Origin of the sequence: uncultured Proteiniphilum sp. (assembly GCF_937873925.1) — a bacterium.
Lineage (GTDB): Bacteria > Bacteroidota > Bacteroidia > Bacteroidales > Dysgonomonadaceae > Proteiniphilum.
In genome coordinates, this window is sequence record NZ_CALNAT010000101.1 from 1 (window position 1) to 17,116 (window position 17,116).

General features: G+C 41.3%; 12 protein-coding genes. 2 read left to right on the forward strand and 10 right to left on the reverse strand.

The genetic code is table 11. From position 1 onward, the window contains the following. The first annotated feature begins 214 nt into the window (after window positions 1-214). Window positions 215-3,178: a hypothetical protein gene (locus Q0502_RS07000; RefSeq protein ID WP_298648894.1), complete on the forward strand. Its 2,964-nt coding sequence runs from the start codon at window positions 215-217 to the stop codon at window positions 3,176-3,178. A gap of 127 nt (window positions 3,179-3,305) precedes the next feature. Here the strand turns inward: Q0502_RS07000 and Q0502_RS07005 are convergent, their stop codons facing one another. The 8 genes from Q0502_RS07005 to Q0502_RS07040 form a co-directional block, all read right to left on the reverse strand. Then, window positions 3,306-3,659 (reverse strand): DUF3127 domain-containing protein, encoded by a 354-nt coding sequence (locus Q0502_RS07005; RefSeq protein WP_298648896.1) that lies wholly within the window; start codon window positions 3,657-3,659, stop codon window positions 3,306-3,308. 417 nt (window positions 3,660-4,076) lie between these two features. Further along, entirely contained in the window at window positions 4,077-5,255 is a 1,179-nt protein-coding gene (locus Q0502_RS07010) for a TolC family protein (RefSeq protein ID WP_298648898.1), read from the reverse strand. 5 nt (window positions 5,256-5,260) lie between these two features. After that, on the reverse strand, window positions 5,261-8,377 hold the full coding sequence (locus Q0502_RS07015; protein ID WP_298648901.1) for an efflux RND transporter permease subunit: 3,117 nt from the start codon (window positions 8,375-8,377) through the stop codon (window positions 5,261-5,263). A gap of 19 nt (window positions 8,378-8,396) precedes the next feature. Next, entirely contained in the window at window positions 8,397-9,638 is a 1,242-nt protein-coding gene (locus tag Q0502_RS07020; RefSeq protein WP_298648949.1) for an efflux RND transporter periplasmic adaptor subunit, read from the reverse strand. A gap of 299 nt (window positions 9,639-9,937) precedes the next feature. Further along, window positions 9,938-10,378, reverse strand: a complete 441-nt coding sequence (locus Q0502_RS07025) for a DUF6769 family protein (RefSeq protein ID WP_298648903.1) — start codon at window positions 10,376-10,378, stop codon at window positions 9,938-9,940. A 177-nt stretch (window positions 10,379-10,555) separates the two neighbouring features. Next, window positions 10,556-11,602, reverse strand: a complete 1,047-nt coding sequence (locus Q0502_RS07030) for an LLM class flavin-dependent oxidoreductase (RefSeq protein ID WP_298648906.1) — start codon at window positions 11,600-11,602, stop codon at window positions 10,556-10,558. Continuing rightward, on the reverse strand, window positions 11,593-12,300 hold the full coding sequence (locus tag Q0502_RS07035; RefSeq protein ID WP_298648908.1) for a DsbA family oxidoreductase: 708 nt from the start codon (window positions 12,298-12,300) through the stop codon (window positions 11,593-11,595). Before Q0502_RS07035 ends, Q0502_RS07030 begins: the two co-directional genes overlap by 10 nt. Before the next feature lie 337 nt (window positions 12,301-12,637). After that, entirely contained in the window at window positions 12,638-13,129 is a 492-nt protein-coding gene (locus Q0502_RS07040; RefSeq protein ID WP_298648910.1) for an NAD(P)-binding domain-containing protein, read from the reverse strand. Window positions 13,130-13,232: 103 nt separating this feature from the next. Between Q0502_RS07040 and Q0502_RS07045 the strand changes: the two genes are divergently transcribed. Then, window positions 13,233-13,625 carry a helix-turn-helix domain-containing protein gene (locus Q0502_RS07045; RefSeq protein WP_298648912.1) on the forward strand — a complete coding sequence of 131 codons (393 nt, stop codon included), beginning with the start codon at window positions 13,233-13,235 and terminating at the stop codon, window positions 13,623-13,625. A 78-nt stretch (window positions 13,626-13,703) separates the two neighbouring features. On the opposite strand, the gene Q0502_RS07050 is transcribed toward Q0502_RS07045, so the two are convergent. Next, window positions 13,704-16,118 (reverse strand): heavy metal translocating P-type ATPase, encoded by a 2,415-nt coding sequence (locus tag Q0502_RS07050; RefSeq protein WP_298648914.1) that lies wholly within the window; start codon window positions 16,116-16,118, stop codon window positions 13,704-13,706. A gap of 188 nt (window positions 16,119-16,306) precedes the next feature. Continuing rightward, complete coding sequence (locus tag Q0502_RS07055) at window positions 16,307-17,110, reverse strand: DNA alkylation repair protein (RefSeq protein ID WP_298648916.1); 804 nt, start codon at window positions 17,108-17,110, stop codon at window positions 16,307-16,309. Window positions 17,111-17,116 lie beyond the last annotated feature (6 nt).

The following is a 17,116-nucleotide window of genomic DNA, read 5'->3' on the forward strand; positions in this document are numbered from 1 at the left end:
CAAGGGTTCGAATCCCTTTCTTTCCGCTGAAATAATAAACCCTCGTAGACTAATTGTTTGCGAGGGTTTTCGCTGCAATATCGTAGCAGCAGAGAGCGTACTAACCTATAATGATTGGTGTTCTGGAAATGTGTAAGTAGATAATTATAATTTTTTAAATTACTCAATTAATAGTAGTAATGATGGTAAATTGAAGAATTTAAAAAGTACTATAATGCTAATAGAGGAGCTTGAACAAGTCTTAAGTGACAATTTAACGACGAACTGGAGCATTGCTCCGGGCTTTAGGGCAACTGCGAATTTAAGAAATAGAGATTACATCCCTTTGAGTTGCAAGGTTTGTGGATTTAATACAAGACATACGTTAGGAAATTTGAAACACCACTTATTTAACAATCCGAACCATTGTAGCTGTCGAGACTGTAAAGCAATACCAAAGAAGAAAGAGAGAAATGAGAATTTTCTACTGAAAGCTGAAAAAATCATGTCCGAATCTACCAGTTTTCCCTGGTTGTTAGATAGGGTTAGAATTGACAAAGATCATGTTTACCATGCAAAATCACGTTTACCTTTAATTTGTAAGACATGTGGGGAACCAAAGAATCATACTTATAGCAATATACTTACAGCTATTGATTCACCAGGACATATCGTGTGTCGTAATTGTAAGTTTAAGCAACAATTGTTGCTTAAACTTAAACGATGGAGAACTGAAATTAGAAGAAATTCATCTAATGAATATGATCTTATCAGTGTCACTCCTTTAGGTTATAAGATTATACATCAAATATGCGGCAAATCCTTTTATGTCAAGTCACCTAAATCATTTAAAAATGCAAAATGTCCTACATGTAGGGATTATGCCGGTAATATATTAGAAAGGATCAAAGATGATGTTGACCTGAGGGACTATATTGCCAAACAAACTTCTGGTCAGCTGACATTACATAGTGTGGATAGATTTACCAAACTCTTAATTGTATCTTGTAATCACCACCCTGAACAAGGATCTTATCAACTATCCTGGAAATCGTTTCGCATATCCAAACGAAATAAAGGGGCAATGTTGTGTAATCTTTGCAACAAACAACGACTCAGAAAGACTAGTTTTGAAGAGTATAATCATAAGATAGCCAATTTCAAACTTAAGATTGCTCCGGTTGATACATCGGAGAAAATTGATACAAAGGAGAAAATTTTACATTGGTGTACTTCCAATTCCAAACATCCATCATTTTTAGCTACCCCTGAGGAGGTTTTGTTTAAAAATAAACGTTGTGCATTCTGTTATGAGAATGTTTCATTTCATAAAGACTATGATTTTATTAAAGCTTATATAGAAATGGATGAAGATCGCTTCTATACCCATTCTGGTAAGAAGTTTAGACTCTTGTCTTCAAGATCAGAAATTGAAGGACAGATTAGACCATTCTCGCAGATTGGCCAAATTCGAATAAGAGTAAATGAATTAACCTGTCATTTACATGATGAATATGAGGTCTCTTGGTCCGACTTTAGGCATAGGAATGTAGGTTGTACTCAATGTACCCGTGAGAATCATGTATCCTATGTACATTCATACTATCAGGCATTACTCGCTTATTTCAATCTTGACTATGTGGCTGAATACCCAATAAAAATAGGCCCAAAAAAGACCTATAGAGTAGATTTTATGTTAACGACGACTCCAAATTACCTCGAGATAGATAGCTCCATTCACGTTGGGAAAGGATGGTTTAGAAGTGAGAAGGATATCTATGCTTATCAGGAGAGAGATAGAATAAAGAACAACCTCCTCGGTAATAACCTTGAGCGTATTAAATTATATGATGATAAGAATAAGCATCTTCCAATGCAAACCCAGCTCAGGATTATTGAAAGAGCATTTTTAGATAGGGCGATACAAAATAATTTGCCAATACAGAGTGAAAATATTGAAGCCGCTAAGCGAGATCCGGAGTTTTTTCGAAATGCAAGGATTGTTGCACATATCAAAAGATTGGAATATTTCCATAAGGATCATATCGAATTTAAGCATGCCGATCATCTTTCCATGCTACATCTACATGATATGGGTGAAACCGAATTTTATTGTAAAATTCATGGAAAAACATTTTTGAGAAAGTTTTACAGCGTTGCGAAATTATATTTTTTATGTCCTATTTGTAAAGATCAAATCAAACTTGGTAAACAGCAGTCTTACTATATGAGCGAGGAAAAAATTCAACAGATTTCTAGTATAGTTAATATTCGATTTGATGACAAAATTGTCATTGATAGTGACCATTGGGGAGATAAGGTCTCTTTTTTTCTAACCTTAGTTTTTCCGGTTTCGGTGCGAAATGAGCATAAAACTATATTGCTATTCTTAAACGAACTGTTGTGTTCGGAAGTTGCTGAGATAAAAAATAGATTGAAGCAGATTAATAACCCTGATTCCTTCAGGAAGGTCAAGCATAAGCGTTATATCCCTAATTATGAACCGGTGAGGATTGATAAAATTGACCAGAAGGAACGCTCAGCTCTGTACAAACTTAGTAAGATCATGCTGGGAGAGTATCAAAATAAAGCAAAATCAATCAATAGGTTGATGAAGGATGAGCAACAGAACGATTATATCGAAAGTTTGATAGATAATAACGAAAAGTCCTTAAAACCTTATATCCATAAAAGTGAAAGTGAAGCAAAAGGCTGTTTAGGAACTTTTGATAGAAAGATCATTCCCTTTTTTTCTCAATCAGAGGAAATGGAGCTACTTACTTTGAGAGAGCATTATGCGTATAACAAGCAATATCTTCTGATCAAGCGTAAAAGCTGTGGCCATCGATTTTACTGTAGCTGGAATTGGATAATGTGCAGAAGGAGGGATGGTAAAGGGATCCAATGCCAACATAAAGATTGTTTTGATAAATATTACAAGGAGGTATATAAATCCGGAAATAAGATTTCCAACCAAGAAATACTTGATGTTTTTAAGAAGAAATATTTTGGACAATATTATCCCCTCTACCCAGATGTATCTATCAATGTTAGAGATTTAATTGATGTAGTCCATCTTCCAACTGGACGTAAATTTAAAACCAGGTTTGATAATTTTAGGAGAGGTAAATTTAGATGTCCTTATAAAAAAATGTCATTGGAAGAGCTTTCTGAAAATTCGGCACAAATACTTCATTGACATTTTCAATGTAACCAACAGGTGATAAGGCACAGGACGGACTTAATCTAATAAATGGAGCAGGTAATAGAAGTAAGGCTGTGTTAGCCGTTCATAGAAAAGGAACGGGGGCTTATTACACAACAGTTTAAAACGGTAAATCATCAATCCCTTCATTCACCTCGCTAAACGGGTTTTCCGGCGGTGGTACATCTTCCGGTAGAGGAGTTGCAGTATTATTTTGAGCTTCTATTTTCCAGGCTTTTACATCGGTATACCATCTTCCGTTGAATTCCCTGCTTTCCACATCAAAATCTATGGTGTACAGTTCGCCGGAATTGAGTGAAACATGCTGGAATTTATTTCCCCATAAAGAAACACATATCTTTTTGGGATACTGATCTTGTGTTTCAACAATGATATCCTGTTTTTTCCATTCACCATTTTTTCCGGTTCCGGATTGAAGCGGAAGAGTTTGAATTAATTTTACCGTTAATTGCATGATTTTTCCTTTGATTGTAGTTCCGAAACATGTAGTTCGGGTATGTACGTTTTTACAATGCGAATATAGTGCGAAAAAGGATAATCACCAAATTAAAAATGAAACTTCGACAACTATGACACAAGGGGAATTTCAATAGATAAAATCGTAAATCATCGCTGCACTGGGCAGTAGATGAAGAGAGAGGGGTGGAAATTCCTTCAGTTTAATGTGAGTGATGTCCTCCGCCGTGTTCAATGATGTCGTGCAAAGCTTCTATCGAGTGGGTGTAGTTCCTAAATAAATCAGCCAACAAAATAAAATTCTATCATGCAATGCTTTCGGCTTTTTCCCGAAAAGTAGTGCAGCAAAAAAGAAAGCGCTGAATGAAGCAATTGAAAAAATATAATTCATAAGTATAATACCTTGGAGCTAAGATTAAAGTTCTACTGCTGACAATTCCGCAAAAGCCTTCTGGTAATCCCTTTCAGTTTCTAAGGCTTGATTGATTGTTTCGTAGTATAAGCCGATTTCTACCATATACTCCAACAGCGATATTTCTCCCGCGTTGAGGGCTTTTCTCAAAAGGTCGGTATTGTTTGCTGTTGCCAACGATTGGCGGTATTTTTCAGCTGCTATTTTTAAACCTGCAGTACGATTGTACAGGATCTGCAGTTGGTTGTAAAACTGTTGGCGGCTGTCCGTTTCCCGTGATTCGGCAGCCCTTACGGATGCTTTGGCCTGTTTAACCCGGTTTGTGTTTTCCCACAAGGGAATGGAGATGCCAAGCGAAAGCCCCTGAAAGCGTTCCCCGACGACTTTTTCGCTCATATATCCGGCAGAAAGGGTAGGCAATCCCATTGCTTTACTCAGCGCGACTTGTTGTTTGCTTACTTCTATTTCCTGTCTGGCATAGGCTAAAACAGGATTTTTTTGCGCTGTTTGCTCAAACCAATCGTCAAAGTGGAGTGGAAGTAAAATGTCGTCGTACCGGTAATCTTCCAGTACGATATCTACTCCTCCGTTCAATCTTTTCAATTGCTCCAGCAGTGCATTACGTTCAACTTCAATACGGGATATTTCTCCCTGTACAGTGGAAAGGTTGAGTTGCACTTTGTTATATTCAAGCCGATTGGCATCGCCTGATTTCAAACGGTCTTCGTAACCTGCGGCAATCGTTTCGGCATGTTGGAGGCGTAGATCGAGCTCCTTTCTCAAGGCATTGTAGTAGATCAGTTCGATACAGTACTGCTTTGCTTCCAGTAAGATATTCATACGGTCGGCTTTGTACTGCCATTCGACCAGGACATTCTGCTTATTGGCCGCTCTGTTTTTCATTCCCGTGATAGTGGCTATATCGAATGTTTGTATAACACTGAAATCGGTGCGGTTGCCAATATCTGCCGGATTCCCCCATAGATAGTTGAAGCCGACTTCCGGATTTTCAAGATATATGCCGGTCTTATTTTCTAATTTTTGTGCTTCTGCACTTTCACGAAGCGACTTTAAAGTTGTATTGTTTTCTTCTATCGAAGCCAATACGGTATGGATACTATTCTGAGCAATAAGCGAAATGTTTGCCAGAACTATCCATAGGCTGATGAGGATTGTTCTCATTTTATTTATTTGTTGATTTCTTCAATTTTTGCTACTTCTGCTTTCGCTCTTTTATTTGTCAGCAGGTACATAATCGGAATAATAAATCCATTTAAGAAGGTAGATGTAAGCAACCCGCCCAGAATAACTTTTGCCATAGGGCTTTGAATTTCATTGCCCGGCAGTTCTCCGCCTAAGGCAAGCGGTATGAGGGCAAGCCCGGATGTTAAAGCTGTCATTAGAATCGGATTTAAACGGTCTAATGAGCCATGCATCACACTTTCCCAAGCCGATAACCCTTCACGTTGCAGGTCGTTATAGCGGGACATCAGTAACATGCCGTTACGTGTGGCGATACCAAAAAGTGAAATAAATCCGATGATCGCCGGAATACTGATAATACCTCCGGTAAAAAAGATGGTGAATACGCCGCCAATCAAAGCCAGCGGAAGATTCAAAAGTATTACTGCGGATTGGGTTACACTTCTGAACTGATTGAACAGAAGCAGGAAAATCACCAAAATAGAGAAAATGGAGGTGATGAACAACATGCGTGAAGCTGCCTGCTCACTTTCGAATTGTCCCCCATACTCTATATGATATCCCTCAGGCAATACAATTTTTTCATTGACCGTTTTCTGTATGTCATTCACGACTCCCCTCAAATCACGCCCGGCAATATTGGCCGAGATCACAATTTTCCGTGCCACATTCTCCCTGTTAATCGTATTGGGGCCGGTGGATGAGATTACTTCGGCAATATTGCCCAGTGGGACTTTTCTTCCGTTTGCATCGACTGTCAGGTTTTTAATTCTTTCGGCAGTTTCCCTGCTGTCGTCATTCACTTTTAATGTCAAATCAAAAGAGCGGTTCTCTTCATACACTTGTGAAACTACTTGTCCTGCAAGCATTACATTGATAATCTCGGCAAACTCAGGCAGAGGAATGCCATATTTTGCCATCACTTCACGTTTGGGCTCTATTTTCAACTGCGGGCGTTCTATTTGTTGTTCTACATTCAGGTCGGCTATACCTTCGATATCTTCAATGGAAGCTTTGATTTGATTTCCCAATGCGAACATTTTGTTCAGATCGGTCCCGAACAGTTTAATGGCTATATTGGCCCGTGTACCCGACAGCATGGCATCGATACGGTGGGAGATGGGTTGCCCTATCTCAATATTCACTCCCGGTAATACTTTCAGCTTCTCACGAATTTCAGCCAGCATTTCATCTTTCGAGCGTTTATCGAGTACGAATGGTGCTTCTATCTCGGAGTCATTTACACCCAAAGCATGTTCGTCCAGTTCGGCACGCCCCGTCTTACGTCCTACGGTTTGAATTTCAGGGACAGAAAGTAAGATGTCTTCGGCAATACGCCCTATCTTATCCGATTCATCCAGCGATATACCGGGGATCGTACTGATATTAATGGTCAGCGAGCCTTCGTTAAAAGCAGGAAGGAAGCTACGTCCCAGCGTAAAGAATATAATTATGGCAACCATCAAAATACCACCTGTTGCTCCTAATATCCATTTCTTATGGTGTAAAACCCACGCCAATGCTTTTTCATAGACTCCCTTTAGTTTCCGTACAACCCAGGCTTCTTTTTCCGGCTTATCGTCTTTCTTCGGCTTCCCAAGCAAATAACTGCATAATACGGGCGTCAATGTTAATGCAACCAAGGTTGAAGCTATCAGTGATACAATGAATGCTACCCCGAGCGGTGCAAGCATACGCCCTTCCATTCCCGAAAGGAAGAACAGAGGAACAAAGCTCGCGATAATAATAAGCGTTGAATTAAGGATGGGCATCCGTACTTCTTTAGAAGCCTCGAACACGATGCTCATTACGCTTCTTTGTTCATTTTTTGGTTTTTGTCTGTTTTTCCGTAAGTGTTTAAATACATTCTCCACATCCACGATGGCATCGTCCACAAGAGAACCGATGGCGATGGCCATACCTCCCAAACTCATGGTATTGATCGTTAACCCCATTAGTTTGAGTGTGAGGATGGTACAAAGCAATGAAAGAGGGATGGTAACCAGTGAAATAATGGTTGTGCGGACATTCATTAAGAAAATAACCAATATGATTACAACGAATATGGCCCCTTCGTACAGCGCTTTTTGTATATTACTGATTGAACTCTCTATAAAACGGGCCTGACGGAAAATATCAGTCGACACTTTCACATCCGCAGGCAATGTCTGCTGTAATTCGGCAAGCGTAATATCCAGTTTATTCGTCAATTCCAATGTGCTGGCAGCCGGTTGTTTTGTGACGGTCAGTAGCACGGCAGGTTTGCTGTCGTTGGAAGCGATCCCTAATTTCGGCGCTTTATTCCCGATTTTCACATCGGCTATATTCTCAAGCAGCACAGGTGCATCATCTACTGTCTTTATCACCGATTTTCCCAACAATGCAACTTTATTGGTAGAAAGAATACCGCGGATGATATATTCGTTGCCATATTCGTACAATACGCCTCCTGTGGCATTTTGATTCATTTCTGTTACCACGGTGATAACTTCATCCAACCCTATATTGTAGTACTTCATTTTTTCAGGGTTAAGCAAAATCTGGTATTCTTTGATTTCACCACCCAAAACAGTTACCTGTGCAACACCACCGGTCGAAAGCAGACGCGGGCGTATAGTCCAGTCGGCCAGAGTCCGTAAATCCTGTAACGAAGTACTGTCGGAAGTAAGTCCGATAATCATCAGTTCACCTAAAATAGAGGATTGCGGGCCTAAGGTCGGATTGCCGGCATTTGAAGGTAGCGCATCTTTCACCACCGCCAGTTTTTCGGATACGATCTGGCGGGCTATATAGATATCGGTTCTCCAGTCGAACTCGACCCAGACAATGGAAAAACCGGTCGTCGAAGATGAACGGACGCGGCGTACGTCGGTTGCCCCGTTCAATGCTGTTTCTACGGGAAAAGTAACCAGACGTTCTACTTCCTCGGGAGCCATCCCCGTAGCTTCGGTCATTACGACAACGGTAGGGGCATTGAGGTCAGGGAATACATCTACTTCCATATTGGAGGCAGTATACGTACCTGCTAATACCAGTAATACGGCTGCCACCAAAATAACCAGACGGTTGTTCAGTGAGAATTGTATTATTTTGTTCAACATAGCGTTTCGTCTTTAACGGTTAATGACTGTGGCTGTGTCCTTCCGGCATCACGGACGAAATAGCAGCCAGTTTTACCTGATAAACGCCTTGGGTGACTACCCTGTCACCCTCTTTCAATCCTGAAAAAATTTGTATCCTCTCGCCGTCGCTTTGTCCCAGATTTACTTCCTGTTTTTTATAACCTTCTTCATCCAGTTGCAAATAGACAAAATAAAGGCCTTGCTCTTCGGTTACGGATGACACGGGAACCGAAATCACATCATCTTGAGGATGAGCCAACAAAAAGACTTCTGTAAAAGAGCCCGGAAGAATATCCCCGATATTGTCAAATTCAAAGGTTACCGGAATATAAAACGACTGTTGTCCCGATGCTTTCCCGAATGATAATAAGCGGCCGTTCAAATCGGAAAGTTTGTAAACCATATTATCATAAGCCGGCTTGAAATGGGCGCTGATTATATTTTTAACGGTTTTGTAATGGTTTTCCGATACTTCTGCCCGCAATTGTAAACGCTTGTTTTGAGAAACAGTCGCGATTGGTTGCCCAACCGATACATATTCTCCCTGTGCCACCCATGTGTTTTTTATATATCCGCTGATCGGAGAGGTGACCCTCACTCCGTTTGCTGTCATATTCGATGCCTGGGCATTATAGGCCGTTTTAGCAGTTTCGTAGCGTAGACGAGCCTGTTCAAATTCTTTGGTGGAAATAATCTGGTCTTTGACCAGGAGTTCCGCCCGTTGGAATTCTTTTTGAGCTGTTTCAAATTCTATTTTAGCCTTAGCTGCCGGATCTCCTTCCAGTAGCTCTTTTGCAGATATGGTTACAACAGATTGGCCCACTCCGACAGGACTACCGTCGGTGATGGATGGGTTGGTAAATGATATAATCCCGTTGGATGTTGCCGCAATAACCACTTCATCACCTTGTGCCGCCTGAATTTGTCCGCTGGTTTTAATCACATAACTGAAAGTGCCGGGTGTAACTTTTTCAACTTGTAGGCCAACGGCTTCGGCCTGTTGCCGAGTAAAGTGGATTTCATCAACAAATTCACCGTCATTTCCCGAAGTTTCCCCACCGTGATTATGTCCGTCACCGGCTGAATGCTCATGGTCATGTTCGTGGTCATGATCATGCCCCTTCCTGTCCAAGTGTTCATGTGCATGTTCTGCTCCTGACTTCTGATTTTTATTTCCGGAATTGCACCCGGAAAATAGTATGGCTATTACAATGAATAAACCCAAAATATATGATTTTATCTCATTATAATTGTTAATATTCAAAGGTATTCGAGGGAACTCGCTTATAATATTTATCCTGTGTGTTAGTACTTCGCATGCTCGTTTCATTTTTGATAATGTTTATTGCTGCTTTATGGTGAATGGAAAATTTTATACAGAAGATAGGACAATAATAAGATTAACCTACTATGGAAACATAGCTGCCCAAAACTAAGGGTTTTGTCAGTTAAAAAACAGATAATATCTAACTATGCGTTTTAACAACAAATATTTGGTGCATAGCTATCTGTCCTATACTGAAGAATGGCGTAGGTTAATCAGGAAAGTGTAAAAGGCGGGGCACGCAAGCCATGAAACTGACTTACTTCGGCGGATGTGTAAAAGAGTATGTATTCCCCGTATTTTGGTTTTGTATAGGTATTATAAGCGGGGTATATTAAGAAGTCCGAGACAAGATAAAATAGGGGAAAAAGATGGATGTGACCCGGATTATCACAATTGTCACATGATGGCGCTTTGATTTTTACCTTACTTTCAGGATTGATATAATAATTTGCTTCTGCAATGCAGGTTGTTTCGTGATGGCAGGTATGGGTATTTTGACTGGTATGCTTGTCGTCCGTGGAATTGTTATTTTCACAATGTGCCATAAAAAAACACATTGCTCCGTTACCATGGTGATGATGCGGTATAGTCCCCGATACCAACACGATAAGTACGGATAATACAATGAATGATATGGCAACCTTCTTCTTCAATACAATCTATTTTGCGGTAAAAGTACTGGTTTATTTTCTTTTTTCCAAGCAAGTAATTAGATTTTAAATAGATTGGGGTCCATAATCCTTCCTGATGTCGAAAAATTGGTAAAAACGGCTGACAAACTGTTGTATGACCTGTTATGGAACGCGAGGTACGCTTTGGGAGGGTTCAGCTTATTCCTTTAACATCGGAGCCAGTTCCGTTCCTATCAGTTCAATAGAGTGTAATAACTGTTCGTGCGATAGCCCGGCGTTATCCATTTGAAAGGTGACCCTTACGATTCCTCCCAGCGCTTTGCTATGCCTTTCTATCTTTTCGGCTACTTCATCGGGAGATCCAAGCAGAAAAGATCCTTTTGGCCCGGTATTGACGAGATAACTCTCCCATGTGCTGGGCGGCCATCCTCTTTCCCTTCCGAATATATTTCTGAATTTGAAATTCCCCGGAGCATAATCGTTAAGGGCTTTTTCATGAGTTTCCGCCAAATAGCCCGGAGAGTGCAAGCTTACTTTTAACCGGTCTTGTGAAAAACCCGCTTTATCTCCTGCTTCACGATACAGATCCACTAAAGGTCGAAACCGGTGCGTATGACCCCCAATCACTGCCACCACCACTGGTAAACCTAACCGTCCTGCCCGGATGAATGATTCGGGCGTGCCGCCTACGCCGATCCATATGGGTAAAGGATCTTGCGAAGGACGTGGAAGTACCGGCAGGTTGTGTAACGGTGCACGAAACTTTCCGGACCAGGTTACAAATTTATTCTCCCTGATTTTCAGGAGTAATCCGATTTTTTCTTCAAACAGTTCATCATAATCACGAAGATCATATCCGAATAGCGGAAATGCTTCTACGGAGGATCCGCGACCAACCACAATTTCTACCCGTCCTTTTGATATCAAGTCTAAAGTGGCAAAGTTCTGGAATACCCTGACCGGGTCTGCCGCACTTAAAACAGTTACCGCACTGGTCAATCGTATTCTTTCGGTTACAACAGCGGCTGCCGCCAGAATATGTGTCGGCGCAGAGTCTAAAAAACCTTCCCTATGATGTTCGCCGATACCAAACACATCAATTCCCGACCGGTCGGCAAACTTTATTCGCTCCAAAAGCTGATGCATAGCTTCTTCATTGCTCAACTCGTTCTTCTTTATAATTTCTAATGTTTCGGATACGAAACTGTCGATACCTATTTCCATCTGATTGTAGATCAATTGCATTGGCCATCCGTTGAACAAGCCTGACCGTCAATAACATTCAGTTTTGTTTCGGGATTATTTTTTCTCCACTCTGCAAATGAGCCTTCCAGGACCTGTAAAAAAGTAGCCGGCTCCTGTGCTCCGGATACCGCTTGCTTTCTATCGAATACGAAGAATGGAACACCATTTACTCCCAGTTGTTGGGCTTCATCAATGTCTTTTCGTACGGCATCGGCATAGCTGCCGTTTTCCAGAGCTGTTTTCAAAGCTTCCGTATCCAAACCGATCTCTTTTCCTAATTCTATAAGTACGGCATAATCACCAATATCCCTTGAATCAGTGAAATAGGCTTTGAATAAAGCTTCCTCGGCTTCACCCTGTTTGCCTTGTGTTTTCGCAAAATGTGTAAAGCGATGGGCATTGAATGTATTGGCCGGAATGGATTTTTCCAGGTTGTACACCAGCCCGATCTTTTTGGCAATCTGCGTTACCCGGGCATTCATTGCCTCTGCCTGACCACGGCTCATTCCTTTGGTCTCCACCAGAATATCGTCCAGGCTTTTCCCCGGGATTGGGTTCAGATCCGGCATCAACTGGAAGCTTTTCCATTCTACTTCTATATGTTCCTTGTCGGCAAATTGTGCCAAAGCCGTTTCAAACTTTCTTTTTCCGATATAACAAAACGGACATATTACATCACTCCAGATTTCTATTTTCATTTTATTTTCTGTTTTTGGGTTATTCACCCGTTTGATTTCCTGCAATTATTCTACATTATTTGCATTGCTTTGCCCGGGGCTTTGTCCGCAGGATAAAAAACAACATCCGAGGCTTGCAATGATGATGGATATTCGCTTCATAGATTCATTGAAAGATAAGGGAATTTAAATTCTGAATTTGAGTTCCGTTACAGTCGGAATACTTTCTGTAAAAGCAGCTCCGTTCAAATCGCCAAATACTTCCATTCTGATGGACTGATCAATGCCTCCTAACCGAACCGGGTCAAAACCCGAATCCAGAATCAATTCTTCTATAATATGATCAATGCTTCTGTCGTCATTGGCATAAAGCAGGGCCCCTCTTTCCGGTGTTTTGAACGCTTCCGCAGAGAGAGAGGCAGAACTCAGGGAACAAAACTTTTGCTATTTTAGTTCCTTCGGGCATGAATGTTTTGTGTACTTCTCCGGAGGATTCATTTTCCGCGATCAATTTTTTGAAAGTCCCCGTTCCATTTATCATTATCGGGTTAGAAGGGTCAATGATGATTTTCCCATTCAATTTACCGGCATGTTCTTTTAGGAACTCTCTAATGCCTTCAAACCAGATGGATAGGATCAGGATGTCGGAATCCCGGATTGTTGTCGGTAAATCGCCTGCTTTTCCTGTTTCACCCCATTGTCCGGATAATTCGTTTAAAAGTTCGGTATTTATATCTGTTGCATTAAATGACCTGCCGGATTTTATGAAATTACCGGCCAATGCCTGCCCGATACGTCCAATGCCGATGATGCCTGCTTTTGGTTTTGACGGTTTGCTTTGGTTGTTCATTTTATTTTCGATGAATTAATTTTTTGAGAATACAAAAATAAGTATCTTTGCTATACTTTTACAACTTACATACTAAAATATATCGATATACAAAAGTATAGCAATGGGAGAAATCGATGTTTTATACGAGGATCTGGAACTTGAGCAGATAAAAAGATGTTCGGCTACATTTATTCTGGCAGTGAATGATACGATAAACGTAATCAGCGGAAAATGGAAATTACCGATAATCAGCGCGCTGCTATTCGGTAAAAAACGGTTTAAGGATATAGAACGTGAAATTCCGAAAATCACACCGCGCATGCTTTCGAAGGAATTAAGAGATCTGGAGGTGAATGGCATTGTTACAAGAACTGTATTTGATACGGTGCCCGTGTCCGTGAGGTATGAGTTGACCGAATCCGGTAAATCTTTCCAAAAGGTATTAGATGTAATGCTGGAGTGGGGACTGGAGCACAGGAAGAATGTGATAGGGGAAAAGATTAAGGAACAGTAAAGAAACTTTCACAATTCATATTTGTCTTGAATTGAAATTCTTTACTTTCCATTATTTTAAAAATTTATACTGTTGAACTTATTTTTTCCATTTCAAACGTAAACTATTACTTACCACGCTTACACTGCTCAATGCCATGGCTGCCCCTGCAATCATCGGGTTCAACAGGAAACCGTTGATTGGATAAAGAATACCTGCCGCAATAGGAATACCGATCGTATTATAGATAAATGCCCAAAACAGATTTTGCTTGATGGTGGCTACGGTCTGTTTGGATAAACGGATCGCCTGTGGTATTTTGGTGAGATCTGATGAGATGATGGTCATTTTGGCTACGTCCATTGCAATATCGCTCCCTTTACCCATTGCGATACTCACATCTGCGGTTGCAAGGGCTGTACTGTCGTTGATGCCGTCGCCCACCATGGCTACTGTCTTGCCCTGCTGTTGCAGTTCTTTTATAAAATCGGCTTTGTGCTGCGGCAATACTTCTGCTTTGTAATGATGAATGCCTGTCTGCTGCGCAATGGCTTTTGCGGTGGCTTCATTGTCTCCGGTAAGCATGTAGAGGTCGATGCCCATGTCCTGCATCTGCCGGATGGCTTCTACCGATGTCTCTTTGATCTTATCGGAAATGGCAATCACCGAAAGGGCCTGTTTGCTATTCGCAAACCAAATAACGGTTTTGGCCTGATTGCCCCATTGCCCAGCTTGTTCCAACAGTTCGTCCGCAATAGTGATATTGTTCTCCGTTAACAGTTTTCTGTTGCCAGTGAAATAGGTTTCGTTATTGTGATCAGCTTTTGCACCTTTACCGGTAATACTGTCGAACATCGATAGGGATATCGTAGGTACACCTTCCAGATGTTTTACCACGGCCTCTGCCAATGGATGTTCTGATTGCTTTTCTATACTTAGTAAAATATCTTTGGTTGAATCATCATTATTCAGCCATTGGATGTCTGTGACCTGTGGCCTGCCCTCGGTAATAGTGCCGGTTTTATCCAATACGACGGCATTTACTTTCTTGGCCAATTCAAGGCTTTCCGCATCTTTAATCAAAATTCCGCTTTCAGCGCCTTTACCGACACCTACCATAATGGCCGTAGGCGTAGCCAATCCCAACGCGCAGGGACAGGCGATCACCAATACCGTGACGGCTGCCAGCAATCCCTGTACTACACCGTTATCGCCGCCCAAAATCACCCATAGGATAAATGAGAGGATGGCAATACCAATCACTACCGGCACAAAAATCCCCGCAATCTTATCTACCAGTTTCTGTACGGGCGCTTTACTGCCTTGTGCATCTTGCACCATTTTGATGATTTGGGCAAGTATTGTTTCTTTGCCGACTTTCACCGCTTTGAATTGGAAACTTCCTTTTTGGTTGATCGTACCTGCAAATACTTTTTCGTTTTCCTCCTTCAATACCGGGACAGGTTCACCGCTGAGCATACTTTCATCTACATAAGAATTGCCGGAGGTTACTATGCCATCCACCGCAATTTTTTCACCGGGTTTGACAAGGAGAATATCGCCTGCATTTACATTTTCAATGGCGACCTGCTCTTCCGTACCGTCGGATCGTACCACAACGACGGTTTTAGGTTGTAATCCCATTAGTTTTTTGATTGCTGAAGATGTATTGCCCTTGGCCTTTTCTTCCAATAGTCTCCCTAGCAGGATGAACGCGATAATAACTGCCGCAGCTTCAAAATATACATGTGCATGCAATCCTCTCTGATGCCAGAAATCGGAGAATAACATGTTGAAGACGCTGAACACATAGGCAATTCCCGTACTCAATGCGACCAGGGTATCCATATTGGCAGAGCGATGTTTGGCCTGCTTCCATGCGTTGATATAAAAGTCCTTACCCAGCCAAAATACTACGGGGGTGGCGAAGAGCCACATGATCTCGTTGGCATAGGGTATATCCATAAAGAACATACCGATGACTACAACGGGCAGGGCCAGTATGATCGCCCAAATGGTTTTGTTTTTGAGTTTTTTGAATTTTTGAGCGTGGATAATCTCCAAAGTTTCCTGCTGCGTGGTTTCATCTTCTATCAACAGGTCATAACCGACAGATTGAACCGCTTTTTGCAGTTTTGAAGCATCGGTCATATTGGGTAGGTACTCAACGGTAAGATTTCCCGTGCCAAAATTGACGGATGCATTGACTACTCCCGGTTCATGCTTTACAATGCTCTCGGCGCTGCTCGCGCAGGAAGCACAGGACATACCCAATACCGGAAAAGTGTGCTTTACGGTGGTCACGCCATAACCGAGGTCTTTGATGGCTCTCACCGCTTCCGCCACTATTTCATTGTTATCTACCGCAATGGCCGCCCTGCGATTGTTTAACTCTACTTTGTGGGTTTTTACCCCTTTTACCTGTGACAATCCTTTATTCACAATCAGTGCGCAGTGTTCGCTCTCCACATTTTCCAGCGGAAGAAATATTGTTTGTGTATTGTTTGTTGCCATAATTTCATTTTTAAATTAGACTATTTCTACGCTCAACATAGTCAAAACTTGTTTTGACTATGTGTTCGCTTATCGAAATAGTTCATCGTTTTTTAGTTGACAATACAAAGGTGGCAATAAAAAGACATTGTACCGTTGTAGTTTTATGGATTTGATTTGTAAGATTTACGGATTGTCGCCGGCAGTGCTTATTTATTCAGCGTTCTTAATGCTTTTCTAGTGATATATTTCGTTTCCTTTGTGTTGCTTTCGGTTTCCCATTGCCTGCATAGTTCTTTTACAAACTCCGGTTGGGTTTTACTGGCATCATTCAGCCAGTTACCTACGCTATCCTGAACATATTTTGCCTTGTCGGATTTTAATGTTTCCAGTATCGGCAAACCTAATTCGGGATTTTGTTTCAGTGCTTCAATGTGTTCACACCAAACTCCACGGGGTCGTGTTGATTCGGTTGTAAATCTTCTGATATTTACATCCTGGTTGGTTGTCCATCCGGAAAGGATTTCGATACTTTTATCGAGATTCCGGGCAATTTTAGGTCTGATAGCCATCCAGCAAATTTCTCTTACTCCAAAATGTTTGTCGGCTGCAAATGACTGTATTTGTACAAGCGTTTCGGTTATATTCAGACTTTCATTTTTTCCGATTGTATAGGTTGCCCAACAACGGACAAGGTCGGCATTATGATTTGACATGATCATCAGGAACTCTTTATCGTTATTTTTCGATGTCTGTTCAAAAAGTTCCGTTCCAATAGCCTCATTTATTGTGTTGACCGTTTGTTTTTTTAGCCGGTCTATTTTTGCAAAGACAGGTTTCAGATAGTCAGTCCGTTTATTTTGTTTGAGTAAATTCTCCAATAAAAGTTTTTGGTCAACAGCTAACCACTCCACAAGATTGGCAGTTTCAATCTGTCCCGCGTTTAATTGTTGTAGAATATCCGCCGAGATGTCTTTTGTCGAACGGGCGCCTTTTCTTTTGGTTGTTGTCATTTGTGT

Coding starts and splice junctions, on each gene's coding strand:
- Q0502_RS07000 (WP_298648894.1), top strand. CDS start 215: ATGCTAATAGAGGAGCTTGAACAAGTCTTAAGTGACAATTTAACGACG.
- Q0502_RS07005 (WP_298648896.1), bottom strand. CDS start 3,659: ATGCAATTAACGGTAAAATTAATTCAAACTCTTCCGCTTCAATCCGGA.
- Q0502_RS07010 (WP_298648898.1), bottom strand. CDS start 5,255: ATGAGAACAATCCTCATCAGCCTATGGATAGTTCTGGCAAACATTTCG.
- Q0502_RS07015 (WP_298648901.1), bottom strand. CDS start 8,377: ATGTTGAACAAAATAATACAATTCTCACTGAACAACCGTCTGGTTATT.
- Q0502_RS07030 (WP_298648906.1), bottom strand. CDS start 11,602: ATGCAATTGATCTACAATCAGATGGAAATAGGTATCGACAGTTTCGTA.
- Q0502_RS07035 (WP_298648908.1), bottom strand. CDS start 12,300: ATGAAAATAGAAATCTGGAGTGATGTAATATGTCCGTTTTGTTATATC.
- Q0502_RS07040 (WP_298648910.1), bottom strand. CDS start 13,129: ATGAACAACCAAAGCAAACCGTCAAAACCAAAAGCAGGCATCATCGGC.
- Q0502_RS07045 (WP_298648912.1), top strand. CDS start 13,233: ATGGGAGAAATCGATGTTTTATACGAGGATCTGGAACTTGAGCAGATA.
- Q0502_RS07050 (WP_298648914.1), bottom strand. CDS start 16,118: ATGGCAACAAACAATACACAAACAATATTTCTTCCGCTGGAAAATGTG.
- Q0502_RS07055 (WP_298648916.1), bottom strand. CDS start 17,110: ATGACAACAACCAAAAGAAAAGGCGCCCGTTCGACAAAAGACATCTCG.